21 protein-coding genes and 1 tRNA gene are annotated in these 25,268 nt (G+C 71.0%); 15 read left to right on the forward strand and 7 right to left on the reverse strand.

Features of this window, described 5'->3' with window-relative positions; genetic code table 11:
* The first annotated feature begins 68 nt into the window (after positions 1-68).
* The 7 genes from eno to ABT342_RS26885 all read left to right on the forward strand — a co-directional run bounded on the left by eno (position 69) and on the right by ABT342_RS26885 (position 8,605).
* A complete protein-coding gene (eno, locus tag ABT342_RS26855; RefSeq protein WP_351578993.1) occupies positions 69-1,364 on the forward strand; it encodes a phosphopyruvate hydratase in 1,296 nt (431 codons plus the stop codon).
* A 156-nt stretch (positions 1,365-1,520) separates the two neighbouring features.
* Complete coding sequence (locus ABT342_RS26860; protein WP_351578996.1) at positions 1,521-1,994, forward strand: FtsB family cell division protein; 474 nt, start codon at positions 1,521-1,523, stop codon at positions 1,992-1,994.
* A 36-nt stretch (positions 1,995-2,030) separates the two neighbouring features.
* Positions 2,031-2,561, forward strand: a complete 531-nt coding sequence (locus tag ABT342_RS26865; RefSeq protein WP_351578999.1) for a DUF501 domain-containing protein — start codon at positions 2,031-2,033, stop codon at positions 2,559-2,561.
* Positions 2,562-2,921: 360 nt separating this feature from the next.
* Positions 2,922-3,836: a Ppx/GppA phosphatase family protein gene (locus tag ABT342_RS26870; protein WP_351579002.1), complete on the forward strand. Its 915-nt coding sequence runs from the start codon at positions 2,922-2,924 to the stop codon at positions 3,834-3,836.
* A gap of 514 nt (positions 3,837-4,350) precedes the next feature.
* A complete protein-coding gene (locus ABT342_RS26875) occupies positions 4,351-5,736 on the forward strand; it encodes an NAD(P)/FAD-dependent oxidoreductase (protein WP_351579005.1) in 1,386 nt (461 codons plus the stop codon).
* A 179-nt stretch (positions 5,737-5,915) separates the two neighbouring features.
* Complete coding sequence (locus ABT342_RS26880) at positions 5,916-7,232, forward strand: class I SAM-dependent methyltransferase (protein ID WP_351579008.1); 1,317 nt, start codon at positions 5,916-5,918, stop codon at positions 7,230-7,232.
* Positions 7,233-7,360: 128 nt separating this feature from the next.
* Positions 7,361-8,605 (forward strand): phospholipase D-like domain-containing protein, encoded by a 1,245-nt coding sequence (locus ABT342_RS26885; protein WP_351579011.1) that lies wholly within the window; start codon positions 7,361-7,363, stop codon positions 8,603-8,605.
* A gap of 94 nt (positions 8,606-8,699) precedes the next feature.
* Here the strand turns inward: ABT342_RS26885 and ABT342_RS26890 are convergent, their stop codons facing one another.
* Together ABT342_RS26890 and ABT342_RS26895 are read right to left on the reverse strand one after the other, a co-directional pair.
* Entirely contained in the window at positions 8,700-11,234 is a 2,535-nt protein-coding gene (locus tag ABT342_RS26890; protein ID WP_351579014.1) for an ABC transporter permease, read from the reverse strand.
* 60 nt (positions 11,235-11,294) lie between these two features.
* Positions 11,295-12,065: an ABC transporter ATP-binding protein gene (locus tag ABT342_RS26895; RefSeq protein WP_351579017.1), complete on the reverse strand. Its 771-nt coding sequence runs from the start codon at positions 12,063-12,065 to the stop codon at positions 11,295-11,297.
* Positions 12,066-12,466: 401 nt separating this feature from the next.
* Between ABT342_RS26895 and ABT342_RS26900 the strand changes: the two genes are divergently transcribed.
* Both ABT342_RS26900 and ABT342_RS26905 read left to right on the forward strand, forming a co-directional pair.
* Positions 12,467-12,548: transfer RNA gene (locus ABT342_RS26900), tRNA-Leu, on the forward strand.
* A 201-nt stretch (positions 12,549-12,749) separates the two neighbouring features.
* Positions 12,750-13,628, forward strand: coding sequence for a Bax inhibitor-1/YccA family protein (locus ABT342_RS26905; RefSeq protein ID WP_351579020.1), 879 nt, complete (start codon positions 12,750-12,752; stop codon positions 13,626-13,628).
* Positions 13,629-13,699: 71 nt separating this feature from the next.
* Here the strand turns inward: ABT342_RS26905 and ABT342_RS26910 are convergent, their stop codons facing one another.
* The gene (locus ABT342_RS26910) at positions 13,700-13,930 is read right to left on the reverse strand and encodes a DUF4287 domain-containing protein (protein WP_351579023.1); all 231 of its coding nucleotides are present in this window, start codon (positions 13,928-13,930) and stop codon (positions 13,700-13,702) included.
* Positions 13,931-14,029: 99 nt separating this feature from the next.
* Here ABT342_RS26910 and ABT342_RS26915 point away from each other — a divergent pair, with 99 nt between their 5' ends.
* A complete protein-coding gene (locus ABT342_RS26915; protein ID WP_351579026.1) occupies positions 14,030-14,359 on the forward strand; it encodes a hypothetical protein in 330 nt (109 codons plus the stop codon).
* Positions 14,360-14,375: 16 nt separating this feature from the next.
* Here ABT342_RS26915 and ABT342_RS26920 read toward each other — a convergent pair whose 3' ends face one another.
* From ABT342_RS26920 to ABT342_RS26930, 3 genes are all read right to left on the reverse strand, one after another.
* The gene (locus ABT342_RS26920) at positions 14,376-15,239 is read right to left on the reverse strand and encodes a hypothetical protein (protein WP_502965623.1); all 864 of its coding nucleotides are present in this window, start codon (positions 15,237-15,239) and stop codon (positions 14,376-14,378) included.
* A 457-nt stretch (positions 15,240-15,696) separates the two neighbouring features.
* Positions 15,697-16,917, reverse strand: a complete 1,221-nt coding sequence (locus ABT342_RS26925) for an acetyl-CoA C-acetyltransferase (RefSeq protein ID WP_351579031.1) — start codon at positions 16,915-16,917, stop codon at positions 15,697-15,699.
* 182 nt (positions 16,918-17,099) lie between these two features.
* The gene (locus ABT342_RS26930) at positions 17,100-18,173 is read right to left on the reverse strand and encodes an SGNH/GDSL hydrolase family protein (RefSeq protein WP_351579055.1); all 1,074 of its coding nucleotides are present in this window, start codon (positions 18,171-18,173) and stop codon (positions 17,100-17,102) included.
* Positions 18,174-18,313: 140 nt separating this feature from the next.
* On the opposite strand from ABT342_RS26930, the gene ABT342_RS26935 reads away from it, so the two are divergent.
* Complete coding sequence (locus ABT342_RS26935; protein WP_351579034.1) at positions 18,314-19,702, forward strand: cystathionine beta-synthase; 1,389 nt, start codon at positions 18,314-18,316, stop codon at positions 19,700-19,702.
* 278 nt (positions 19,703-19,980) lie between these two features.
* Here ABT342_RS26935 and ABT342_RS26940 read toward each other — a convergent pair whose 3' ends face one another.
* A complete protein-coding gene (locus ABT342_RS26940) occupies positions 19,981-20,406 on the reverse strand; it encodes a hypothetical protein (protein ID WP_351579038.1) in 426 nt (141 codons plus the stop codon).
* Between the two features lie 153 nt (positions 20,407-20,559).
* Between ABT342_RS26940 and ABT342_RS26945 the strand changes: the two genes are divergently transcribed.
* The 4 genes from ABT342_RS26945 (at position 20,560) to mycP (ending at position 25,143) form a co-directional block, all read left to right on the forward strand.
* Entirely contained in the window at positions 20,560-21,414 is an 855-nt protein-coding gene (locus ABT342_RS26945) for a MurR/RpiR family transcriptional regulator (RefSeq protein ID WP_351579041.1), read from the forward strand.
* A 288-nt stretch (positions 21,415-21,702) separates the two neighbouring features.
* On the forward strand, positions 21,703-21,921 hold the full coding sequence (locus ABT342_RS26950; RefSeq protein ID WP_351579044.1) for a zf-HC2 domain-containing protein: 219 nt from the start codon (positions 21,703-21,705) through the stop codon (positions 21,919-21,921).
* Positions 21,922-22,082: 161 nt separating this feature from the next.
* The gene (eccE, locus tag ABT342_RS26955) at positions 22,083-23,984 is read left to right on the forward strand and encodes a type VII secretion protein EccE (protein WP_351579047.1); all 1,902 of its coding nucleotides are present in this window, start codon (positions 22,083-22,085) and stop codon (positions 23,982-23,984) included.
* Positions 23,977-25,143 (forward strand): type VII secretion-associated serine protease mycosin, encoded by a 1,167-nt coding sequence (mycP, locus tag ABT342_RS26960; protein ID WP_351579050.1) that lies wholly within the window; start codon positions 23,977-23,979, stop codon positions 25,141-25,143. The genes eccE and mycP overlap by 8 nt, the downstream gene beginning before the upstream one ends.
* Positions 25,144-25,268: the final 125 nt, after the last annotated feature.

Below are 25,268 nucleotides of genomic sequence, written 5' to 3' on the forward strand. Positions count from 1 at the left end.
AGAGACGCTCATGTCGCAAGGCCAACGCGACCGACCCTGCACCGTCAGCGTCACATCCCAGAAGGAGAATGCTCGTGCCGTCCATCGACGTCGTCGTAGCCCGGGAAATCCTGGACTCCCGAGGCAACCCCACGGTCGAGGTCGAGGTCGGCCTCGACGACGGCAGCACCGGCCGTGCTGCCGTTCCCTCCGGTGCCTCCACCGGAGCGTTCGAGGCCATTGAACTCCGTGACGGAGACCAGAACCGCTACCTGGGCAAGGGTGTCGAGAAGGCCGTCCTCGCCGTCATCGAGCAGATCGGCCCGGAGCTCGTCGGATACGACGCCACCGAGCAGCGCCTGATCGACCAGGCGATGTTCGACCTGGACGCCACCGACAACAAGGGCTCCCTCGGCGCCAACGCCATCCTCGGCGTCTCCCTGGCCGTGGCCCACGCCGCGTCCGAGGCCTCCGACCTCCCGCTCTTCCGCTACCTCGGCGGCCCGAACGCGCACCTGCTGCCCGTTCCGATGATGAACATCCTGAACGGCGGCTCGCACGCCGACTCCAACGTGGACATCCAGGAGTTCATGATCGCGCCGATCGGCGCGGAGTCCTTCTCCGAGGCCCTGCGCTGGGGCACCGAGGTCTACCACACCCTCAAGAAGGTGCTGAAGGCCCGCAGCCTGTCCACCGGCCTCGGCGACGAGGGCGGCTTCGCCCCGAACCTCGGCTCCAACCGTGAGGCCCTCGACCTCATCCTCGAGGCCATCAAGGAAGCCGGTTACGCCCCCGGCCAGGACATCGCCCTCGCGCTCGACGTGGCCGCCTCCGAGTTCTACAAGGACGGCAAGTACCTCTTCGAGGGCAAGGAGCGCTCCGCCGCCGAGATGACCGAGTACTACGAGGAGCTCGTCTCCGCGTACCCGCTCGTCTCCATCGAGGACCCGCTGTTCGAGGACGACTGGGCCGGCTGGAAGGTCATCACGGACAAGCTGGGCAGCAAGGTCCAGCTCGTCGGCGACGACCTGTTCGTCACCAACCCCGAGCGCCTCGGCCGCGGCATCGAGGAGGGCGCCGCCAACGCCCTGCTGGTCAAGGTCAACCAGATCGGCTCGCTGACCGAGACCCTCGACGCCGTCGAGCTGGCCCAGCGCAACGGCTTCAAGTGCATGATGTCCCACCGCTCCGGCGAGACCGAGGACGTCACCATCGCCGACCTGGCCGTCGCCACCAACTGCGGCCAGATCAAGACCGGCGCCCCGGCCCGCTCCGAGCGCGTCGCCAAGTACAACCAGCTGCTGCGCATCGAGGAGATCCTCGACGACGCGGCGGTGTACGCGGGCCGCTCGGCGTTCCCGCGGTTCCGCTTTGCGGACCAGTAGGCACAGTCGCTTGGCGGACTGACAAGCACAGTCGCTTCGCGGACTGACGAGCGCGAAGAGGGCTGATCACCGTCTGACGCCCTGTCGTCCGTACGTCCCCGGCCGCGGTCCCGTACCGTGTCCGGGGACGTACGTACGTAAAGGGGAGGCGCGCACATGGCCCGGGACCGGGACCGGTTCTCGACCGCGACCAGGCTGCGGCTGCTCGGTGAGCAGACCGCCGCCCGCGTCTACCGCTCGCAGACCCGCCGCCAGGCGCGCCGCTCCCGGCTGACCGGCCGGGCGGCCTTCCTCGCGCTGGTGGTCTGCTCGCTGATCGTCGCGCTCGCCTATCCGATGCGGCAGTACGTGTCCCAGCGGAACGAGATCGCCGAACAGAAGCGGCTCGCCGATGCCGCGAGCAAGCGGGTCGAGGAGCTGCGCGACGAGAAGGCGCGCCTCCAGGACGACGCGTACGTCATGCGGCTCGCGCGGGAGCACCTCCACATGGTCCTGCCCGGCGAGACCGGCTACACCATGATCGACCCGCGGGTCGGCGAGCCGCCCCGCGCCGAGGACGATGCCGCGGACCGTCCCTGGTACTCGAACGTGTGGGACGGCGTCGACCGTGCCGACACACGCCGCCAGTGAATCAATTGAGCCACCGACAAAGAGACGTACGTATACATGGACAAGCCCCCTCCGCAGACCGAGCCCACCCCGCCCACCGAGGCCGACATCGCCGCGTTCAAGGACCAGCTCGGCCGCCCGCCACGCGGTCTGCGGGCCATCGCCCACCGCTGCCCGTGCGGTAACCCGGACGTGGTCGAGACGGCCCCGCGGCTGGAGGACGGCACGCCCTTCCCGACGCTGTACTACCTGACGTGCCCGCGGGCGGCCTCCGCCATCGGCACGCTGGAGGCGAACGGCGTCATGAAGGAGATGACCGAGCGCCTGCAGACGGACCCCGAGCTGGCGGCGGCGTACCGCGCGGCGCACGAGGACTACATCGCCCGCCGCGACCGGATCGAGGAGCTCAAGGGCTTCCCGAGCGCGGGCGGCATGCCGGACCGCGTGAAGTGCCTCCACGTCCTGGTCGGCCACTCCCTGGCCGCGGGCCCCGGAGTGAACCCCCTGGGCGACGAGGCGATCGCGGTGCTGCCGGAATGGTGGGCGAAGGGCCCGTGCGTCTCGCCCACGACGGACGAAGCGGAATAGCCCCACCCATCCCGGCCCATCCGGGCCACCGCCCCGGCCCCCACCCGGCAACGCGGGGGCCCGGGCTCCGGCCCCGAGCTGCGATCTCCCCTGCTCCCCCCTATGCCCTGAGGGCATGGGGGGACCCCAGGCGGGGTGGGGCTCCGGCCCCGGCACCCATGCGTCGCAGCGCAGCGGCCCCATGCCCGCCAGACGTAAGGGGCGCAGCCCCGCACCTTTCAGCCCCGCTGGGGTCCCCCCGCGCCCGCCAGGGCGTAGGGGGAGTCTGAGGCGCGGGGGCTGGGGCGGAGTCCCCAGTTGCGGGAAGGGGCAGGGAGGGGAAAGAACATCGCCACCACAAGGCCCAAGGAGCGCCACGCCATGACCCGAGTCGCCGCCATCGACTGCGGCACCAACTCCATCCGCCTCCTCGTCGCCGACGCCGCCCCTGAGACGGGCGACATCGTCGACCTCGACCGCCGGATGACGATCGTCCGGCTCGGACAGGGCGTCGACAGGACCGGCCGCCTCGCGCCCGAGGCGCTGGAGCGGACGTTCGCGGCGTGCCGCGAATACGCCGAGGTGATCAAGGCGTACGGCGCCGAGAGCATCCGCTTCGTGGCCACCTCCGCGTCCCGCGACGCCGAGAACCGGGACGACTTCGTGCGCGGTGTCGTCGACATCCTGGGCGTCGAGCCCGAGGTGATCAGCGGTGACCAGGAGGCCGAGTTCTCCTTCACCGGCGCCACGAAGGAGCTCCCGGGGCACGAGGAGCGCCTGGTCGTCGACATCGGCGGCGGTTCGACCGAGTTCGTCGTCGGGCACGCCCACGTCGAGGCGGCCCGCTCCGTCGACATCGGCTGCGTACGGCTCACCGAGCGGCACATCCGCCACGACCCCCCGACGGCCGACGAGGTCGCCGCCATCCGCGCCGACATCAAGGCCGCGCTCGACCTCGCCGAGAAGACCGTCCCGATCCGCGAGGCGCAGACGCTGGTCGGCCTGGCCGGCTCGGTGACCACCGTCGCCGCGATCGCGCTGGGGCTCGAGGAGTACGACTCCGAGACCATCCACCACTCCCGGATCTCCCGCGCCCAGGTCGCCGACGTCACGGCCCGCCTGCTCGCCGCCACGCACGACGAGCGCGCCGCCGTCCCCGTGATCCACCCGGGGCGGGTGGACGTCATCGCCGCCGGGGCGCTGGTCCTCCTGGAGATCATGGAGCGGATCGGCATCGAGGAGGTCGTGGTCAGCGAGCACGACATCCTGGACGGAATCGCCTGGTCGATCGCCTAGGGCCGGAGAGGTCCCTAGCGGGGACCGGCGGCCGCCCTGCGGGCGCCGCCCGGCGGCCGTGCCCTGCCACGGCCGCCGCCCAGGGCCCCGCGGAGCCCTTTCACAGCCCTTTCAGAGCCCTCTCAGGCCTCTCCACGGGTCCTGAGAGGCACCTCACAGCGACTCCCGCGAAAAAGTTCGTGAAGTTCTTCACAAGGAAAAGGGCCCTGTCGACCGTCGAAAGTGCCATCAGACGGCCCTCCGGGCCTCTTTTTGTGCCCAACTCGGCCCGCTCGACCCCACTCCCGCATGTGCCCGCCGGGTCACGCACGGGTGCGGAGAGGCGCTGGTCCAGCTTCCGGTTACGGCCGTGCGGCCAGTTCAGACGGGGTTGACAACGTTCCCTGTTACACGCCGGTCCCCGATCCGCGCCATGACCTGGGTCACGTGGGCGGCGGAGTGTAGCAGAGGGTCCGCAGGTGCTTGTGAAGGGGCTCACGAGCGACCCCTCCTGGGGGGGTGGATACTCGATGGCATGAGCACCACGGAGCGTCCCAGGATCCTCGTAGTAGGCGGTGGGTACGTAGGCCTGTACGCAGCTCGTCGCATCTTGAAGAAGATGCGCTACGGCGAGGCGACCGTCACGGTCGTCGACCCGCGGTCGTACATGACTTACCAGCCCTTCCTGCCCGAAGCCGCCGCCGGCAGCATCTCGCCGCGGCACGTCGTCGTACCGCTGCGACGCGTGCTGCCCAAGGCCGAGGTACTCACCGGCCGGGTCACCACCATCGATCAGGACCGCAAGGTCGCCACGGTCGCGCCGCTCGTCGGCGAGGCCTACGAGCTGCCCTTCGACTACCTGGTGATCGCGCTCGGCGCGGTCTCCCGCACCTTCCCGATCCCCGGCCTCGCCGAGCAGGGCATCGGTATGAAGGGCATCGAGGAGGCCATCGGCCTGCGCAACCACGTACTCGAGCAGCTCGACAAGGCCGACTCGACGACCGATGAGGAGGTCCGCCGCAAGGCGCTGACCTTCGTCTTCGTGGGCGGCGGCTTCGCCGGCGCGGAGACCATCGGCGAGGTCGAGGACCTGGCCCGCGACGCGGTCAAGTACTACAAGAACATCAAGCGCGAAGACATGCGCTTCATCCTTGTCGACGCCGCCGACAAGATCCTTCCCGAGGTCGGGCCGAAGCTCGGCCAGTACGGCAAGGAGCACCTCGAGGGCCGGGGTATCGAGATCTACCTCAACACCTCGATGGACTCCTGCATCGACGGCCACGTGGTGCTGAAGAACGGCCTCGAGGTCGACTCCAACACCATCGTGTGGACCGCCGGTGTGAAGCCGAACCCGGCGCTCGCCCGCTACGGCCTGCCCCTCGGCCCGCGCGGCCACGTGGACACCCAGACGACCCTCCAGGTCCAGGGCTCCGACTACATCTGGGCCGCGGGCGACAACTCGCAGGTCCCGGACGTCGCCGCCCGCAAGGCCGGTGTCGAGAACGCCTGGTGCCCGCCGAACGCCCAGCACGCGCTGCGCCAGGCGCGGATCCTCGGCGACAACGTGGTCTCCGGCATGCGGGGCTTCCCGCAGAAGGAGTACAGCCACGCCAACAAGGGTGCGGTCGCCGGTCTCGGCCTGCACAAGGGCGTCGCGATGATCGTCATGGGCAAGATGAAGATCAAGCTCAAGGGCCGGCTGGCCTGGTACATGCACCGTGGTTACCACGGCATGGCCATGCCGACCTGGAACCGCAAGATCCGCGTCTTCGCCGACTGGACGCTCGCGATGTTCCTCAAGCGTGAGGTCGTCTCGCTCGGTGCGATCGAGTCGCCGCGCGAGGAGTTCTACGAGGCCGCCAAGCCGGCCCCGGCCCCGACGGCGGCGAAGGCCGCCCCGGAGAAGGCCAAGGCCTCCTAAGCGTTCATAGCGCGATCCTTCCGAAGGGACCGTCCGCCATCCGTGGTGCGGACGGTCCCTTCGGCGTACCGGCGTACCCCATTTCGGATTTACCCGCTCAGGGGACTGTTTCCGCACGCCGACGGTGTTTACGTGGTGTTGGGCATTTCCGTCAATCCACCATCACGGAGGTGTGCGCCATGGCCGATGCCGCTTCGCGGCTCACCACTCTCGCCGAGGAGCTCCTGGGGGCCCCGCCCCCGGTACGCGTCCGCGCCTGGGACGGAAGCGAATCGGGACCGCCCGACGCCCCCGTCCTCGTCATCCGGCACCGCCGCGCCCTGCGCCGGCTGCTCTGGAAGCCGGGCGAACTCGGTCTGGCCCGGGGCTGGGTGGCCGGGGAGATCGACGTCGAGGGGGACCTGTACGAGGCCCTCGACGGGCTCGCCGGGCTGATCTGGGACCGCCCGCACGACGACGGCCCCGCCTTCCGTCCCGTACGCGACCCACGGCTGCGCGCCGCGGCCCGGGAGCTCCTCCAGCTCGCCGGACCCCGCGTGTGGCTGCCCCTGCCGCCGCCCGCGGAGGAGGTGCGCAGGCGCCAGGGGCCGCTGCACACCAAGGTCAGGGACCGGCAGGCGATCAGTCACCACTACGACGTGGGCAACGCCTTCTACGAGCTGGTGCTCGGCCCGTCGATGGTCTACTCGTGCGCCTACTGGGAGGGGGAGGACGGCGGCACTCTGGAGGACGCCCAGCGCGACAAGCTCGACCTCGTCTGCCGCAAGCTGGCGCTGAAGGAGGGCGACCGGCTGCTGGACGTGGGCTGCGGCTGGGGCTCGATGGCCATCCACGCGGCCAGGGAGTACGGCGCCCAGGTCACCGGCATCACGCTCTCGCGCGAGCAGGCCGCGTACGCCCGTAAGCGCATCGCCGAGGAGGGGCTGACGGACCGGATCGAGATCCGCGTCCAGGACTACCGGGACGTCAAGGACGGCCCGTACGACGCGATTTCGTCCATCGGGATGGCCGAGCACGTCGGCTCGGAGCGCTACCGCGAGTACGCCGACGCGCTCCACGCCCTCCTGCGGCCCGGCGGCCGGCTGCTGAACCACCAGATCTCCCGCCGCCCGGAGCCGGACGAAGCGGTCTACCGCGTGGACGAGTTCATCGACGCGTACGTCTTCCCCGACGGCGAGCTGGCGCCGCTCGGGCGGACCGTGTCGATCCTGGAGGACGCCGGCTTCGAGGTCCGGGACGTCGAGTCGATCCGTGAGCACTACGCGCGCACGCTGCGCGGCTGGGTGGCGAACCTGGAGGCCGGGTGGAAGCGGGCGGTACGGCTCGCCTCGCCGGGCCGTGCGCGGGTCTGGCGGCTGTACATGGCGGCGTCCGCCGTGTCCTTCGAACGCAACCGGATCGGCGTCAACCAGGTCCTCGCCGTGAAGACCCCGGAGCAGGGAGGCTCGGGGCTGCCCCTGCGGACACGTAACTGGAGTGAGTCCGTCCGTCGTTGATACGTTCGATCCCCGGGCTTGTCCTGGCGGGGTGCCGCGCCAGATGCGCGCCGCACCCCGCCTTTCGCGGCCCGGATTGTCATGGGAATGCCATGGCGATTCCGTAGCTCGTCAGGGGGATCCACCAAGTGCACCGCCGCACCTCATGGCTGCTCGCAGGAGCAGCCGCAGCCGGTCTCGTGACCGGGCTCCTGCCCACCACCGCCTCCGCCGCCGTCACCGTCACCACGGGCACCGTCTTCAACGACCCGTCGGGCACCACCGCCGAGCAGGACAAGATCCGCGACTACCTCGTCTCGCTGATCGACGACGCGCCCGCGGGCAGCAGCATCAGCGTGTCGATGTACACGTTCACCGACAACCCGGTCCGGGACGCGCTGATCGCCGCCAAGACGCGGGGCGTCTCCGTGAAGGTCGTCGTCGACCACAAGTCGTCCAGCACCGTGACCGACGGCGGGGAGTACGAGAACCTCGCCGCCGGGCTCGGCACCGACCGCACCAAGCCGTCCTGGGCCCTCGACTGCGGTCAGGACCGGGGCTGCATCGGCACCCGGGTGCTCACCACCTCCACGGGCGCGCCCGACTACGCGATCAACCACAACAAGTTCTTCCTCTTCTCCCACACCGGAGGAGCGGACAACGTCGTGGTGCAGACCTCGGCCAACCTGTCGACCTTCCAGCGCGAGCGCCTCTTCAACAACGCCGTGACGATCGTCGACAAGGGCCTCTACGACATCTACCAGGCTTACTTCGCCGACCATGTGGCCTACGCCTCCGGCGCGGGCACGGGCGACTATTACAAGACCCCGACCAGCGCCACCGATCCCGCGTACAAGACGTACTTCTTCCCCCGGAAGGAGGCGACCGGCACCCCGAAGACCGACCCCTCGACGGACACGGTCAAGCTGATCCTCGACAACGTCGACTGCGCGGCGGGCACCGAGGTGCGGATCGCGGCCAATCTGTTCTACCGGGAGCAGATCGCCACCAAGCTGGTCTCGATGAAGAGCGCCGGCTGCTCCGTCATCCTGGCGCACGACAACGACCCGAACGGCGGGGGCGAGGGCGTCAACTCGATGGGCAAGGCCGTCGAGGACATTATCTCCGGCAAGCTGACCCAGCGCGTGGAGTGCTGGGAGACCCCGCCGTCCGGGCGCGAGGGCAACATCGGGCTCCACTCCAAGTACCTGCTCGTCAACGGCACGTACGACGGCGTCGCGGGCAAGAAGATCGTCTGGACCGGCAGCCACAACTACTCGTACCAGGCCCTGCGGCAGAACGACGAGACGCTGCTGAAGATCGACAACGCGGCGCTCCACGAGCAGTACAAGGCCAACCACACCAAGCTGATGAACTACTGCACGGGCAGCTGACGCGGGGGAAACCTCCCGATACGACGAGTCCCCGGCCCGGCCGCCACTGGGGCGGCCGGGCCGGGGACACGGGAACGTCCGACCGGCCGTCCGGCTACTCGGCCTTGATGGCGTTCAGCATGTTCAGCTTCGCCGCGCTGCGCGCGGGCCACATCGCCGCCAGGACACCGACGAGCCCCGCGAGGACCAGGAAGATCCCGATCCGGTCCCACGGCAGAACCAGCTCGTAGCCCGGAATCGAGCTCTTGACGGTCTGGCCGACCGCCCAGCCGAGGAACACCCCGAGGCCGATGCCGACCACCGCGCCGAAGAGCGAGATGACCACGGCCTCCATCCGCACCATCCGCTTGACGCGGCGGCGGTCCAGGCCGATCGCGCGCAGCATGCCGATCTCCTGCTGCCGTTCGAAGACCGACATCGCGAGCGTGTTGACCACACCCAGCACCGCGATGAGCAGGGCCATCGCCAGCAGGCCGTACATGATGTTCAGCATCATGTTGATGAAGCCGCCGAACTGGTCACGGATGTCCTTCTGGTCCATCACCGTGATCGCCGGGTTCTCACCGAGCGCGCTGACCAGGGCCTTCTCGTTGGCGGCGGTCTGACCGCCGTCCATCTTCACGAAGATCTGCATGATGTACGGCTTCGCTTCGTGCGCGTTCGCGATCTTGGTGTCCACGAGGACGGGCGAGAGGAACTCGCTGTCCTTGTAGATCGCGCCGACCGTCAGCGTCGCCTTCTTCTTGTCGTTGAAGGTGACGGGGACGCCGTCGCCGACCTTCCAGCCCTTGCTCTTGGCCGTCTTCTCCGCGACCGCGAGCTGCCCCTTGCCGAGCGAGTCGATGCTGCCGTCCGTGACCTGGACGTTCAGGACCTGCTCGATGGCGCCCGGCGTGACCGCCGAGGCCGACACGAAGTCGTCGTCCTCGAGCTCGAAGTACGCGGACTGCTGCGGCGACACCGCCGAGGCGCCCTTCGCCTTCTCCAGGGCGCGCAGCGCCGACTGGTCGAGGGCCCCGCCGTTCGCCATCGAGACCATGTAGTCGGCCTTGATGTTGTCCGTGGTCATCTTGTCGATGGCCTTGCCGAGGGTGACGCCCAGCACCGACAGCCCGGTGACCAGCGTCAGACCGATCGCCAGCGCGGAGGCGGTGGCTCCGGTACGGCGCGGATTGCGCACCGCGTTCTGTCCCGCGAGCTTGCCGGACACCCCGAAGACGCCGACGAGCAGCGGCCGTACGAGCGCGATGACGGGCCGGGACAGCAGCGGGATCAGCACGATCACACCGATCAGCGCGAAGAACGCGCCCGCCCCGACGAGCAGCCGCCCGCCGTCGCCGCCCGTCGCGGCACCCCACAGGATCGCCGCCGCGCCGAGCCCCGCGATGGCCCCGCCGATGGAGTTGCGCACGACCAGCGACTTGGTGGTGGCCACCGCGTGGACGCTGCTCATCGCCGCCACCGGCGGGATCTTCGCGGCCCGGCGGCCCGGCAGCCAGGCGGCGAACATCGTGATCAGCACGCCGACACCGAGCGCGGCGAGCACCGGCGTCGCCGAGATGACCAGCGGGCCGCTCGGCACCTTCATCTCGAACGCGGCCATCCCGGCGCGCAGTCCGGTCGCCAGGCCGAGACCGAGGGCGAAACCGATCACCGAGGCGACGGCACCGACCACGGCGGCCTCGATCAGCACCGAGCGCGTGATCTGCCTGCGCGAGGCGCCGACGGCGCGCATCAGCGCGAGTTCCTTGGTGCGCTGGGCGACCAGCATGGTGAAGGTGTTGGAGATCAGGAAGATGCCGACGAAGAGCGCGATGGCGGCGAAGCCCAGCAGGATCTGGGTGACGGCGCTCATGCCCTCCTCGATCTCCTTGGCCTGCTGGTCGGCGAGCGCCTGGCCGGTCTGGGCCACGGCGGTGTCGGGCAGCAGCGGCACGACGGCGTCGCGGATCTTCGCGGCGTCGGCGCCGGGGGCGGCGGAGACGGTGATGTCCTGGAAGTAGCCGGGCTTCAGGTACAGCTTCTGGGCGATGTCCGTGTCGAAGAGGACCAGGCTGCCGCCGGCGTTCACCGCGCCGTCGAGGGTGGTGAAGACACCGCTGAGGGTGTACTCCCGCACCGGCCCGTTGGTCGCGACGCGCACCTGCTCGCCGACCTGGTACCGGCCCTTGGCCGCGGTCTCCTTGTCCAGGGCGATCTGAGTGTCCTGCACCGGGCCGGAGCCCTGGGTGAACGTGTAGGCCGGGTCCTTGCCGTCCTTGCCGGGGGCGAAGTTCGCGCCCTTGTTGGACCAGCCGACGCCGATCAGCTTGCCGTCGGGGTCGGCGACCCCGGCGAACCCGCTGACGCGGCCGTGCGCGGCGGTGACGCCGTCGAGCGAGCGGACCTTGTCGAGGGTCTGCTCGGAGAGGCCGGGCTGCGCCTTGGGGTCGTTCTGGTCGGCGAACGAGCTGACGGCGACGGCGATGTCGTCGTAGCTCTTCGCGGACTGGTTGCGGAAGGCGTTGGAGAGGGTGTCGTTGAAGACCAGGGTGCCGGAGACGAAGGCCACGCCGAGCATGACGGCGAGTACGGTCATCAGCAGCCTGGCCTTGTGCGCGAGCACATTGCGCAAGGCGGTACGGAACATGGTGTGAGTCAGTCCTGTGGGGTGGGCCGGAAGTCGGTGGCGGGGGAGCGGATCAGCGGATCAGCTGGTCCGGCCCTTGGCGTCGAAGGCCTTCATCCGGTCGAGCACGCCGTCGGCGGTGGGGGCGATCATCTGGTCGACGATCCGCCCGTCCGCCAGGAAGATCACACGGTCCGCGTACGAGGCGGCCACCGGGTCGTGCGTCACCATGACGACGGTCTGGCCCAGCTCCCGCACCGAATTGCGCAGGAAGCCCAGCACCTCGGCGCCGGAGCGGGAGTCCAGGTTTCCGGTCGGCTCGTCACCGAAGATGATCTCGGGCCGGGAGGCGAGCGCGCGGGCGACGGCGACGCGCTGCTGCTGGCCGCCGGAGAGCTGGGCGGGCCGGTGGCTCAGCCGCCCGGAGAGCCCGAGCATGTCGATGACCTGCTCCACCCACTGCTTGTCGGGCTTGCGGCCCGCGATGTCCATCGGCAGCGTGATGTTCTCCAGCGCCGTCAGCGTCGGCAGCAGGTTGAACGCCTGGAAGATGAACCCGATCTTGTCCCGGCGCAGCTGGGTGAGCTGCTTGTCCTTGAGCGAGCCGAGCTCGGTCTCACCTATGCGCACGGACCCGGCGCTGAAGCTGTCCAGGCCGGCCACGCAGTGCATCAGCGTGGACTTGCCGGACCCCGACGGGCCCATGATCGCGGTGAACTCGCCCTGGTTGAAGTCCACGGTGACCCGGTCGAGGGCGACCACCTGGGTCTCGCCCTGTCCGTAGACCTTCGAAAGATCCGTGGCACGGGCGGCCACCGCGGTGGCGCGGCGGGCGATGGGGGTGGTGGTCACGAGACGACTCTCCTGTCGCGGTGTTCTTCAGGGACCACCCCATCGTGCTGCCCGCCCCACGCCGAATCGTCCGTCCCGAAGCTCGTTCCGGGGGCCCTCTTGGGTCGGACGGCGGGCTTCCCCTGTCCTCCTTTGGTATGACGGCGCCCCGGGGGTCCGCTCAGGGATCGCATCCGGGACCGCTTCCGGGATCCGCCACGTGACGGGGCGGCGAGTTTCCGTCATTCCCCGGCGTGGGGGCGGGGTGGCGTGGGGCGTGGCGCGGCATGTGCAATCTGCTCATTACCTGTGCTGACACACCCTCAGACGTCAATAAAATAAGACAACATCGGGTCAGCGTTCCGCTGTTCGGGGGATCTGCCCGGATAGGCTCATGTGTCAAACGCGGAGCCGCGTGCCATGCCCGGATGGTGGAATGCAGACACGGCGAGCTTAAACCTCGCTGGCCTTCGGGCCGTGCCGGTTCGAGTCCGGCTCCGGGCACGTCTTGTGGTCGGCGGCGCGAGCAGGAATCGTTGAATACTTGAACGCCTGCTCGCGCCTTTTGCCGGGCATGCCGGGCCGCCGGGCCCCGGGGCGACCTGTCACGATCCAGGAAAGATCCTCCCCCAGCACTAGGCCGTTCCCTTTGCCCTCGCATTACTCTTGTGGGAAGGCCGCGCTGGGTGGCCATGGAGGAGTGAGATGAGGAGCAGCAACCCGGTCTTCTCGCGACGGGGGTTCAGCCGCGACAACGGCTACGCCGGCTTCAACGCGCAGCAGCCGCAGGCCGGGGGCCCCGCCGTTGGAAACCCGTACGCGACCAACCCGTACGCGACGAACCCGTACGCGCCGGCGGACGCCCAGCTGGGCGCGCCGCAGCAGGCGCCCGCCCGTGCCAATGTGATGACGATCGACGACGTCGTGGCGCGCACCGCCATGACGCTCGGTACGGTCGTGCTCACCGCGATCCTGTCCTGGGTGCTGCTGCCGGTCGACCCGGCCAGCCTGGGCAAGTCGTACGGCATCGCCATCGGCGCCGCGCTCGTGGCGTTCGTCCTGGCGCTCGTCCAGTCGTTCAAGCGCAAGGCCTCGCCCGCGCTGATCCTGTCGTACGCGGCGTTCGAGGGTGTCTTCCTCGGCGTCATCTCCAGCGCCGTCTCCACCTACATCGCGAACGGTGTGGTGGCGCAGGCCGTGCTCGGCACGATGGCGGTCTTCGCCGGCGTGCTGATCGCGTACAAGATGCGCTGGATCCGCGTCACCCGCCGGTTCTACGGCTTCGTGATGGCCGCGGCCATGGGCTTCGTGCTCCTGATGATGGTCAACCTGCTGTTCTCCGTCTTCGGCGGCGGTGACGGTCTCGGCTTCCGCAGCGGCGGCCTCGGCATCCTGTTCGGTGTCATCGGCGTCATCCTCGGTGCCTGCTTCCTCGCCCTCGACTTCAAGCAGGTCGAGGACGGCATCACCTACGGCGCCCCGCGCGAGGAGTCGTGGCTGGCGGCCTTCGGCCTCACCATGACCCTGGTGTGGATCTACCTGGAGATGCTGCGTCTGCTGTCGATCCTGCAGGGCGACGACTGACGTACCCGGCATACGAAGGGCCCGTACCGGCATCGCCGGTACGGGCCCTTCGTCCGTCCTGTCTCGAACGTCTAGAGCAGCTTGCGGGCTGCTCGCCTCAGATCGAACTCGTGGATGATCGCTTTCGCATGTCCGTACGCGAGATTGTGTTCGCTCCGGAGCCAGCTGACCTTCTCCTCGAAGCGGAAGAGAGCGGGGCCTTCCTCTACGGTGCGCAGCCAGTCGGCCACTTCACGACCGGTGCAATGAGGGATGCGGGAGAGCAGATTTCGATGGGTCTCTTCGGAGAAGACTTGGGACATCGGCGCCTCCGGACGCTTTGCGCGTGTGGTCCTTCACGCCACCGTGCCTGAGCGTTCGCGTATTGGCAACAGTCCCGCACCGGCGCGTAGGGTCGCGGTGTGCTTGATACGACCCCTCTGACAACCGCGGTGGAGCGGATCGCCGACCGGCTGCGGGCCGCCCCGCAGAGCCGCCTGCAGCGTGGCGCCGCGGCCGAAGGGCTGGCGCTGGCCAGGGAGTTGGCGGTGCGCGCCCAGCGGATCGAGGCTCCGGGCGAGGACCCGAGGATCATGCCGGACGCGGGGCTGTTCGCGGTCGCGGACCAATTGGTACTCGCGGGATCGGATTTGGCCGAGGCCCTGCGCATGGGAGCGGCCTCGCCGAAGGAGCTGGGCGAGGCCGTGGATGTCGTCGAGGAGGCGGCGGTCCGCCTCGGGGCGCTGCTGTAGCGGCTGCGCGATGCCGCTACAGCGAGGCGATCACGCGGTCGGCGAGGACGTAGATGTTCTCGCCGGAGCCGCAGGAGAACGTCAGGGCGTACGCGCCGGACACACCCGAGCCGCCCAGCAGCACCGGCGCCTCCCCGCTGCGCAGCGCCTCGGCGAGGCGCTCCGCCGTCTCCCGGTGGCCCGGGGTCATGCAGAGCGTCGTGCCGTCGGCGAAGACGTAGACGTCGAGGGTGCCCAACGGGCCGGGGCGTACGTCCGACAGGGCCGTGCCGGTCTCGGCGAGCTCCTCCAGACGGGCCGCGGTGCGCTCGTGGTCGGTGACCGCGGGCGTCTGGGACGTCTGGGGCGTCTGGACCGGGACGAAGTCCGGGTGCGAGGGGTGCCGGCGGCGGGCGGCGGCCAGCTCGGGGGAGTCCTCGACGAACTCCGCGTACTCGGCCTGCTCCGTGGCACCCGCCAGCTCGGCGAGGTCGTCCAGCGCCTCGATCGCCTCCAGGTCCATCGCCTCCATCCCCACGAAGTCGCTCTGGCGCGGGATGAACAGCGGCATGTCCTCGCCGGGACCGCCGAAGCCGCCCAGGCCGCCCAGCAGCGTCGGGCCGTCGGAGGCGTCGCGGGCCTCCTGCGCCGCCCAGAAGGCGCGCGCCTCGGCGAGCTCGCGCTCCCGCTCCTCGGCGAGGGCCTCGGCGACGGCGGCGCGTATCTCGTCGGCGGGGGCGGTGCGGGCGTGCGGCACCGACGCGGCGGCGCCGGCGCCGCGGGCGGCGGCCAGCTCCGTCCGCAGGGCTGAGACCTGCTTGCGCAGCCCGTGAGTGGCGTGCAGGGCAGCGGCGCCGACGGCCGTGGCAGCGGCCGTGGACAGCAGCAGGGCGAGGGACATGGCGCTCACTGACGTACTCCCGGGTTCAGGTGCTACTCGCGGGCTCACTTGCCCGGGTCCGGTCGGCGGGGGTGCCGGCCGGGGTTCGGCAAGGATTCCTCGACTTACTACATCAGCTTGACGTGAGCCGACGCGAGGTGTCAGTGCATTACGTCACGAAAAGGACAGGACTTTGGGTCGTATGTTTGCCCGCAGAATGTCTCTGACCTGGGCAAACGAATCTCCCCCGGGAGATAGGTCACATCCTGGGGGAGATTCGGTCACGGCTGGGACGCGACGGGGTTGAGAAAGCCCTTTCCGAGGGACCGTCCCCGGTTCGGCTTTGCTACGGCTCAGCTGAGCCGCTCGCGTTGTCGGTCGCGCTCAGCTTCGCTACCGCTGCGGGCAGGTGCCGCCCTCGCCGCGCGGCGGAGCCGCATGGCGATAGGGCCGGGCGACCCCTACCCTCCGCTACAGCTCAGCTGAGCCGCTCGATGACCATGGCCATGCCCTGGCCGCCGCCCACGCACATCGTCTCCAGGCCGAACTGCTTGTCGTGGAACTGGAGCGAGTTGATCAGCGTGCCGGTGATCCGGGCGCCGGTCATGCCGAAGGGGTGGCCCACGGCGATCGCGCCGCCGTTGACGTTCAGCTTGTCCAGCGGGATGTTCAGGTCCCGGTAGGACGGGATGACCTGGGCCGCGAAGGCCTCGTTGATCTCGACGAGGTCGATGTCGTCGATGGTGAGGCCCGCGCGCCGCAGGGCCTGCTTGCTGGCCTCGACCGGGCCGTAACCCATGATCTCGGGGGAGAGGCCGGAGACACCGGTTGAGACGATGCGGGCCAGCGGCGTCAGGCCGAGCTCGCGCGCCTTGGTGTCGGACATGATCACGAGCGCGGCGGCGCCGTCGTTGAGCGGGCAGCAGTTGCCCGCGGTGATCAGGCCGTCGGGGCGGAAAACCGGCTTCAGGCCCTGGACGCCCTCCAGGGTGACGCCGGCGCGCGGGCCGTCGTCCTTGCTGACGACCGTGCCGTCGGGCAGCGTCACGGGGGTGATCTCGCGCTCCCAGAAGCCGTTCTTGATGGCCTCCTCGGCGAGGTTCTGGGACCGTACGCCGAACTCGTCCATGTCCTGACGCGTCACGCCCTTGAGGCGGGCCAGGTTCTCGGCGGTCTGGCCCATCGAGATGTACGCGTCGGGCACGAGGCCGTCCTCGCGCGGGTCGTGCCAGCTCGCGCCCTCGCTCTCGGCGACGGCGGCGGTGCGGGCCTCGGCCTCGGCGAAGAGGGGGTTGTGGGTGTCGGGCAGCCCGTCGGACGTGCCCTTCACGGAGCGGGAGACCATCTCGACACCGGCCGAGATGAAGACGTCGCCCTCACCGGCCTTGATCGCGTGCAGCGCCATGCGGCTGGTCTGGAGGGAGGAGGAGCAGTAACGGGTGATCGTGCACCCGGGGAGGTGGTCCATCCCCATCTGCACCGCGACGATCCGGCCCAGGTTGTGCCCCTGCTCGCCGCCCGGGAGGCCGCAGCCGAGCATCAGGTCGTCGATGTCCTTCGGGTCCAGCTCGGGAACCTTGGCGAGCGCGGCCTGAATGATGGTCGCGGTCAGGTCGTCCGGCCGCAGTTCCTTGAGCGAGCCCTTGAAGGCCCGGCCGATGGGGGACCGGGCGGCGGAGACGATCACGGCTTCGGGCATCACAGCTCCAGAGGGGTGCGGCTGTCAGAGGGGCTGAGTGGGAAGTTACCCCTACGTATCGCGTAGGTCACCGTACGGACCGTGTGATGCGGGCCTCTTTTCTAAGCGCTCGCTTACGCCTGACCTCGGCCCGGGGCGGGGCCGGCCCTTTCCGGGGGCGCTCCGCGGGCGGACCCGGGCGGTCAGTCCGAGCCCGGCACCTCCGGTCCGGGGGCGCTCCGCGGGCGGACCCGGGCGGTCAGTCCGAGCCCGGCACCCTCCGCCGGGTGGGCCGTGGGCGCGGGCGCCGACGAGGGCTCCGGGGAGACCGGGGTCGGCAGGCGACGGCGACGGCGGTGCTTGAGGAGGGCCCAGGGGGCGCGGGCGCCCGTGACCTCCGTACCGGCCTCGCTCGCCGCCTCCGCCGCCGCCTTGGCGACGGGCAGCATGCCCTCGTCGCGGTCGGCGTCCAGGCGGTCGGTCTCCGGCCAGAGGGCGAGGGCCGCGCACAGGGTCGGCAGGATGGCCATCGCGGCCGTGGCGTACCCCTCCGCCGAGGGGTGGTAGTTGTCCGGCCCGAACAGCTCGCGCGGGTTCGCCGCGAACTCCGGCCCCAGCAGATCGCCGAGCGACACCGTACGGCCGCCCTGCTCCACCACCACGATCGTCTGCGCCGCAGCGAGCTGCCGCGACACCCGCCGGGCCAGCCATCGCAGCGGCTGGTACACCGGCTCGATGGTGCCCAGATCCGGGCAGGTGCCCACCACCACCTCCGCGCCCGCCGTACGCAGCCGGCGCACCGCGGCCGACAGGTACCGCACGGACTGCGTCGCCGACATCCGGTGCGTGACGTCGTTCGCGCCGATCATGATCACGCATACGTCCGGGTGCCGCGTCGGGTCCAGCAGCGTCTCCTCCACCTGCCGCTCCAGGTCGTCGGACCTGGCCCCGGGCTCCGCCACGTTGCGCAGCTCCACCGGACGCTCGGCCACCGCCGCGAGACCCGAGGCCAGCAGCGCCCCCGGTGTCTGCCCGGCCCGGCGCACGCCCTGGCCCACCGCCGTCGAATCACCCAGGAGGACCAGCCGCAGCGGGTCCGCGAACCCGTAGACCGTCCCGTACAGCCCGTCCGAGGCCGGCGGTACGGGCGCGGTCCCGCCGCCCACCGACCGTTTCGCGAGCTGCACCTCGGCGAGGACCACCCCCACCGCGGCCGCCCCGATCAGACCGATTCCGCCGCCGCCGTATGCCGCGCCCGCCGCGATGCGCCGCGCCACCCTCGCCCTCGACACCGTCCCCGCACCTCCGCGTCCGTGCTGTCGTACAAGAGCTAACTGCCCCGTAACGACCGTTGCCCAATCTCGCCCGGCTACGGCATACGCTGGCGGCACCACTACGGAGATCCCGGAGACTAACGGTGCAATTCCACGACTCGATGATCAGTCTGGTTGGCAATACCCCGCTGGTGAAGCTCAACAGCGTGACCGCGGGCATTCGGGCGACAGTCCTGGCCAAGGTCGAATACTTCAACCCCGGCGGCTCGGTGAAGGACCGCATCGCCCTGCGCATGATCGAGGCGGCCGAGCAGAGCGGACAGCTCAAGCCCGGCGGCACGATCGTCGAGCCCACGAGCGGCAACACGGGTGTCGGCCTTGCCATCGTGGCCCAGCAGAAGGGCTACAAGTGCATCTTCGTCTGCCCGGACAAGGTGTCCACCGACAAGATCAATGTGCTGCGTGCCTACGGCGCCGAGGTCGTCGTCTGCCCGACGGCGGTCGACCCCGAGCACCCGGACTCGTACTACAACGTCTCCGACCGGCTCGTCCGTGAGACCCCGGGCGCCTGGAAGCCCGACCAGTACTCCAACCCCAACAATCCGCGTTCGCACTACGAGACCACCGGTCCCGAACTGTGGGAGCAGACCGAGGGGAAGATCACCCATTTCGTCGCGGGCGTCGGCACCGGCGGCACCATTTCCGGCACCGGCCGCTATCTGAAGGAGATCAGCGAGGGGAAGGTCCGGATCGTCGGCGCCGACCCCGAGGGATCGGTCTATTCCGGCGGCTCCGGCCGGCCGTACCTGGTCGAGGGCGTCGGTGAGGACTTCTGGCCCACCGCCTACGACGCGACCGTCACGGACGAGATCGTCGCCGTGTCCGACAAGGACTCCTTCCAGATGACCCGTCGGCTGGCCAAGGAGGAGGGCCTCCTCGTCGGCGGCTCCTGCGGCATGGCGGTCGTCGCGGCGCTGCGCGTGGCCGAGGGTCTCGGCCCGGACGACGTCGTGGTCGTGCTGCTCCCCGACAGCGGGCGCGGCTACCTCTCGAAGATCTTCAACGACGAGTGGATGAACGACTACGGCTTCCTGGAGCAGGCCGGCGACGAGCCGCTCGTCGGCGAGGTGCTCCAGCACAAGGAGGGCGCGCTGCCCTCGCTCGTGCACATGCACCCCGAGGAGACGGTCGGCCAGGCCATCGACGTGCTGCGCGAGTACGGCGTCTCGCAGATGCCGATCGTCAAGCCGGGCGCCGGGCACCCCGACGTGATGGCCGCCGAGGTCATCGGCTCCGTCGTGGAACGGGAGCTGCTCGACGCTCTGTTCACGCAGCGGGCGTCGCTGGGCGACTCGCTGGAGAAGCACATGAGCCCGCCGCTGCCGCAGGTCGGCTCCGGTGAGCCGGTCGGCGACCTGATGGCCGTGCTCGGTGCGGCGGACGCGGCGATCGTGCTGGTCGAGGGCAAGCCCACGGGTGTGGTGAGCCGTCAGGACCTGCTGTCGTTCCTCGCCCGGAACGCGGCCAAGTAGGCGCGGCCAAGTAGGCCGGAAGCGGGCCGGAAGGCGGAGGTGCGCGGGGACCGCCGCACCCCCGGTCACCCGGGGGGCGGGACGACGGCGGTCCCCGCGAAGGACACGGTCCGGGTCAGGGCCGGCTCCGCGTCCGGGGCGTCCATGGAGGTCCGGGAGCCGCTCCGGAAGTCCGTGACGCCGACACCTCTCAATGTGCCGGACGCGTGTTAAGCGAGTGCTGCGCCAACGTGTCGCGCTCGTACCACTTTTGCGAAGCTACGGCCGAGCCGTCGCCGTCAGTCCGCCCAGTCGGACGCGGCTCGGCCGCGGCCGCCCCCGGCCCGTATCCGGTCGCGGAGGACGGGCAGCGCGTTGACCCCGACGATGCCCGCCCAGGTGACGAACAGCCCCTCGATGCCCGCGTTCACCACGCCGATCGCCGAGAGCGGTATCGCGAGGACCATCGTGACGATCGCGAGGCCGAAGCGCTCGCCGAAGCCGGAGACCTCCCCGGAGCGCTCCGGCCGCTCGCCCCGGGCGACGGCCATCTGCTGCTCGGCCAGCCGGCGCCGGACGCGTCGGTCGACGGTGGCGTCCATGCGCTGGTCGACCTTCTCCAGGAACGACTCGATCAGCGCCGACTCGTACTCCGGGCCCAGCTCGCGGCGGGCGTGGAGCGTGGCGTCGAGCTCCTTCGTGAGCTCAGGGTCGCGGGCTTCCATACCTCCCCACGGTAGGGAGCGGGGCGGGCGCCGTCAGTGGGGCTAGCCCCCCTCTTCGCAGGGGGTTCCGCCCCCCGAGACGGTCCTTGCCCGTCCTGCATATCGTCATGCAGAGTTCTGAGTGGCTGAATAAGGACGACAAAGGGGGACGGCATGAACGACAGCGGCCCTGCCGCACGGCTGCAGCAGCTCTTCGAGGGGCACCGGCTCACCCCCACCCAGCGCCGCATCGCCCACTGCATGGTGCGCCGCGCGGCCGATGTGGCCTTCCTGTCCAGCGTCGAGCTGGCCGAGCTCGCCGGGGTCAGCCAGCCCTCCGTGACCCGGTTCGCGGTCGCGCTCGGCTTCGACGGCTACCCGGCGCTGCGCCGCCATCTGCGCGAGGTGGCGCCCGCCGAGCCGGCCGCCGCCGGCGGCGGCGCGGACAAGGACGCGTTCAACGAGTACCAGCAGGCCGTGCACGCCGAGATCGAGAACCTGCGACACCTGGCCGAGATGCTGGCCGATCCGGCCCCCGTCGAAAAGGCGGGACGGCTCCTCGCCGCCTCCCGCCCCCTCCCCGTCCTCGGCCTGCGCGCCGCCTCCTCGCAGGCCCGCGGCTTCGCGTACTTCGCGGCCAAGGTCCACCCGGACGTACGGCTCCTCGACGAGAGCGGTTCGATGCTCGCCGACCGGATCGACGCCGCGCGGCGGGCGGGCGCGAGCGCCCTGCTGTGCTTCGCCCTGCCCCGCCACCCGAAGGAGGTCGTGGAGGCGCTGGCGTACGCCCGTACGAACGGGCTGACCGTCGTCACGGTCGCCGACTCCCCCTTCGCGCCGGTCGCCGCCCACAGCGACCTGCTGATCCCGGCGGCCGTCGGCACCGGCCTGGCCTTCGACACGGCGTGCGCGCCGATGCTGCTGGGGCGCGTGCTGCTGGAGGCGATGTGCGACGGACTGCCGGACGCGCAGGCGCGGCTGGAGGAGTTCGACGCGCGGGCGGCGGAGCGCGGCCTGTTCGTGGAGTAGGGGGTTTCTTGTGGATCAGGCCGGATCACGGCGCCGTGCCAGGGCGCGCGCGCCCGGCAAGATCCACAAGGCACCCCCTGGGAATCGGCCACTCTTTACGACCCGCCCCGGGGGGCGCTTCTCAGCCACTCCCGGGTCATCTCCGGTGCGGGCAGCCGCTGTTGACCGTGGTCGTGATCACGGGTGCCGGCGAGCCATGGCCGGATCACCGAGGTCGATCGCTGTGCGTGACGGTGCGGGCTCGGGAATCACCTTGTGATGACTGAGCGTTGCCCGCATCATGACCCCATGACCGTCCCGCCTCACGAGGGCGCACATGTCGAACTGCAGCTCGGTGCCTATGTGATGGGCGCGCTCACTCCTGCCGAGGACGCGCTGGTCGCCGCGCACCTGGGCGAGTGCGCGGAGTGCCGGTACGCGTATCTCGACGTCGCCGAGGTGCCGTCCTTGCTGGCGCTGCTCACCGAGGACGACCTGCTGGGCGGGCCGGGCCCGGATTCCGCGTAACGCCCGTCATCCCGTCATTCCGCCATTCCGTGCTCCCGGGACCAGGGGGTCCCGTCCTCCCGGTCCAGCGGTTCCGCGCCGATTGAGCGCACCGGGTCCCCCGTCCGTGCAACGTCCGTACGGGCAGGGCCGACCGGAGGGATGGGACAGGGATGAGTGCGGTGGCAGAGCACACGTCCGGGCAGCTACGGGATCAGGGGCGGACGCAGGGTCCGTCCCGGGGGCGGAGCAAGCCGCCGCTCGGCGTGGGACTCGGACATCTGGTCGCCTGGGAAGCGGTCGTGGCGCTGGTGGCCGTCGGGCTGCTGGGTCCGCTCGGGCTGCGGCCCGTCGCCCTGGCACTCGCGGTGCCGCTGTTCGCCGCCACCGCGGTGCGCGTCCAGCAGCGCTGGCTGTACGACTGGCTCCTGACCCGGATGCGCTTCCGCTCCCGCCGCAGGGTGCGCGGCGGCGCGGCGGCCAACCGGCTCGCACCGCTGCGGACGGTGCTGCCCGAGCTCTCCGTCGCACGCGCCGAGGGCCGCAGCCGCGTCCGCCTCGGCATCGTCCACGACGGCGCCGCGTGGGTGGCGCTCGTCGCGATCGAGCCGTCGGACTGGAACGCGTCGGCGTCGGCCTCGACGGCCGGATCCGCGTTCGCGCCCGCGCCGGGGGACGGCTCCGGGCCCGCGGTCCTGCCGGCGGCCGTGCTCGGCTCCCTGCTCCAGGTCGACGACATCGCCTACGACTCCGTACAGATCCTCATCCAGAACGTCACCGCACCGGCGGGCGACGAGGCCGCGTCGCCGCTCGCCGCCGCGGCGTACCAGGAGCTGAACGCCGACTCCACCCCGCTGCGGCAGAACGTCTGGGTCGCGCTGCGCCTCGACGAGGCCGCCTGCCCCGAGGCCGTGGCCGCCCGCGGCGGCGGTGAGCCCGGCATCAGGCGCGCGCTGCGGCGCGGAGCCGTGCGGGCCGTGGCACTGCTGGAGGACGCGGGACTACGGGCCCGCATCCTCGACGAGGACGAGGCGACGGAGGCACTGGCCGCGGCCGCCGGGCTGCGGCACGCGGACGACTCCGACGAGGGCCGTCCCGTGGCCGCGGAGACCTGGACCTCCTGGCACGCGCTCGGCACCGGCCACGTCACCTGCTGGATACGCGACTTCAAGGCCGCCACGGCCGGGCTCACCGGACTCCAGGACCTCCTGGCCACGTTCCCCGCCCGCGCCACCGGCCTGTCGGTGACCTTCGTGCCCGGCGGCGGCTGCACCGTACTCGTCCGTACGTCGGGTGCGGCGCCGCAGGCCGACAGCGCCCTGCCGCCGGCCGCCGCCCAGCTGGGCCTGCGGCTCGAACGGCTCGACGGCGACCAGGCGGCGGGCCTGCTCGCCACGCTCCCGCTCGGCCGCCGCGCGGGCGGCCGGGTACGCGAGGGCATCGCGCCGGTCCCCGCGGAACTGGCGCTGAGCACCGCCGGGTTCGTCCTCGGCACCCGCCAGGACGGCACCCCGGCGACCGTCCCGCTGCTGCGCCGCGACCCGGTGCGACTCGGCGTCTTCGTCCCCCGCGAGCAGGCCCTGCTGCTGGTCTTCCGGCTCCTCGCCGCCGGTGTCCTGGTGCATGTGCGCACACCACAGCCGCAGGCCTGGGCCGCGCTGATGCGGGCCGCGGACACCGATCCGCGGCACCTGGTCATCAACCTGCCCGGCGGTACGACACCGCCCCCCGGCGGTCCGATGAGCCCGGTCGCGGTCGTCGACGAGTTCACCGGCACCACCGGAGCCCCGCGCGCCGATCTCGGCGCCTGGCAGCTCGGCGTGAGCATCCACCCCAAGCCACCGGCCGGCCGCACCGACGTGCTGCGCCGGTACGACGCGCTGCTCGTGCCCCGGCTCACGCTCCCGCTGACCCGCGAGGCGTGCGCCGCGTACGAACTCCACGACGGGGCGCTGCGGCTGTTGCCGATGCTGCCCAGGCACACCACGGCGTTCATCGTCCCCGGCAGCGCGGACGTGCTGAACATCGCGCCGACGCCCGTCGAGGACGGGCTGCTCGCCACGCTGGGGTACGGCCATGCGTAAGGCCGCCGTGGTTCTCGTGGGGACCTCGCTCGTGTACACGGCCGCGCTTCCCGTCCCGGTGGCGGCCGCGGCCGACTGCGCACCCGTCGCGGTGCAGACGACGCCCGACCTGCCCTGGTCCCAGGCCCGACTGGACTTCCAGAAGGCCTGGAACCTCACCAAGGGCGAGGGCGTGACCGTGGCGGTCGTGGACTCCGGAGTGGACGGCAGCGTGCCGCAGCTCAGGGGCCAGGTCCTGCGCGGTTCGGACGCCGTCGGCACGAGCGGCCGGGGCGACACGGACTGCGTCGGCCACGGCACCTTCGTGGCCGGGATCATCGCCGCGAAGCCGGCCGAGGGGCTGAAGTTCGCGGGGGTGGCCCCCGGTGTGCGGATCCTGCCGGTGCGGCAGACCACGGACGGCGAGGACGGCACCGCCAACGGCATGGCGAAGGCGATCCGCATGGCGGTGGACGCCGGGGCGTCCGTGGTGAACGTGTCCATCAACTCGCCCGTGCGCAGCGAACAGCTGGACGCGGCGGTGAAGCACGCCATCGCCAACGACGTACTGATCGTCACCTCCGCGGGCAACGAGGAACAGCCGGGGCAGCGGACGGAAGGCGTCAGCTTCCCGGCCGCGTACCCCGGCGTCCTCGCCGTGGCCGCCGTCGGGCGTGACGACCAGCCGGCCGCCTTCTCCCGCAGCGGCGAGTTCGTGGACATCGCCGCCCCGGGCGAGGACATCCTCAGCCTCGGCACCGGCGGCCCCGGCTACAAGGTCGACCAGGGCACCAGCTTCGCGACCCCGTACGTGGCCGGCACGGCCGCGCTCGTACGGGCCCGCCACCCGCGGCTGACCGCGGACCAGGTCATCCGGCGCATCGAGGCGACGGCCGACCACCCGGCCAGGCAGCTGCCCGATCCGCAGGTGGGCTGGGGTGTGGTGAACCCCTTCAAGGCGGTGACGGAGGTCGTCCCCGGCGAATCCGGCAACGCCGCGCCTCAGCGGCCGCCCTCGCCCACGACTTCCGCCGCGCCTGCCGCGCCTCAGCCGGCGGCCGCGTCCACCGCGCCGTCGGCCGGCCGGGGCACGCTCTGGCTCCTGGTGGGCCTGGCGGGCCTCGCCCTGCTGGGCGCGGCGGGCGTGCTGGTGGCCCGGCTGGGAGCCCGCAGGGCCTGACCCTCCCCTTGGCGGCCCGCCCCCGGCTCGGGACGCTGTTGGTTAATCCGGGTCGAGCGTGACGTCGGTCTCCACGATCTGGTTGTGCTCGTGGAGACCGGCGTTGTCGTGTGGGGCGGGTATCG

The sequence above is a fragment of the Streptomyces sp. NPDC000410 genome (assembly GCF_040300305.1).
Lineage (GTDB): Bacteria > Actinomycetota > Actinomycetes > Streptomycetales > Streptomycetaceae > Streptomyces.

What these genes read in the sequence shown, in the direction of transcription:
- ABT342_RS26940 (WP_351579038.1), bottom strand. Translation starts at nt 20,406, where the DNA reads ATGGAAGCCCGCGACCCTGAGCTCACGAAGGAGCTCGACGCCACGCTC.
- ABT342_RS26905 (WP_351579020.1), top strand. Translation starts at nt 12,750, where the DNA reads ATGAGGAGCAGCAACCCGGTCTTCTCGCGACGGGGGTTCAGCCGCGAC.
- ABT342_RS26950 (WP_351579044.1), top strand. Translation starts at nt 21,703, where the DNA reads ATGACCGTCCCGCCTCACGAGGGCGCACATGTCGAACTGCAGCTCGGT.
- ABT342_RS26925 (WP_351579031.1), bottom strand. Translation starts at nt 16,917, where the DNA reads ATGCCCGAAGCCGTGATCGTCTCCGCCGCCCGGTCCCCCATCGGCCGG.
- ABT342_RS26860 (WP_351578996.1), top strand. Translation starts at nt 1,521, where the DNA reads ATGGCCCGGGACCGGGACCGGTTCTCGACCGCGACCAGGCTGCGGCTG.
- eno (WP_351578993.1), top strand. Translation starts at nt 69, where the DNA reads ATGCTCGTGCCGTCCATCGACGTCGTCGTAGCCCGGGAAATCCTGGAC.
- ABT342_RS26865 (WP_351578999.1), top strand. Translation starts at nt 2,031, where the DNA reads ATGGACAAGCCCCCTCCGCAGACCGAGCCCACCCCGCCCACCGAGGCC.
- ABT342_RS26875 (WP_351579005.1), top strand. Translation starts at nt 4,351, where the DNA reads ATGAGCACCACGGAGCGTCCCAGGATCCTCGTAGTAGGCGGTGGGTAC.
- mycP (WP_351579050.1), top strand. Translation starts at nt 23,977, where the DNA reads ATGCGTAAGGCCGCCGTGGTTCTCGTGGGGACCTCGCTCGTGTACACG.
- ABT342_RS26880 (WP_351579008.1), top strand. Translation starts at nt 5,916, where the DNA reads ATGGCCGATGCCGCTTCGCGGCTCACCACTCTCGCCGAGGAGCTCCTG.
- ABT342_RS26910 (WP_351579023.1), bottom strand. Translation starts at nt 13,930, where the DNA reads ATGTCCCAAGTCTTCTCCGAAGAGACCCATCGAAATCTGCTCTCCCGC.
- ABT342_RS26920 (WP_502965623.1), bottom strand. Translation starts at nt 15,239, where the DNA reads ATGTCCCTCGCCCTGCTGCTGTCCACGGCCGCTGCCACGGCCGTCGGC.
- ABT342_RS26890 (WP_351579014.1), bottom strand. Translation starts at nt 11,234, where the DNA reads ATGTTCCGTACCGCCTTGCGCAATGTGCTCGCGCACAAGGCCAGGCTG.
- ABT342_RS26945 (WP_351579041.1), top strand. Translation starts at nt 20,560, where the DNA reads ATGAACGACAGCGGCCCTGCCGCACGGCTGCAGCAGCTCTTCGAGGGG.
- ABT342_RS26870 (WP_351579002.1), top strand. Translation starts at nt 2,922, where the DNA reads ATGACCCGAGTCGCCGCCATCGACTGCGGCACCAACTCCATCCGCCTC.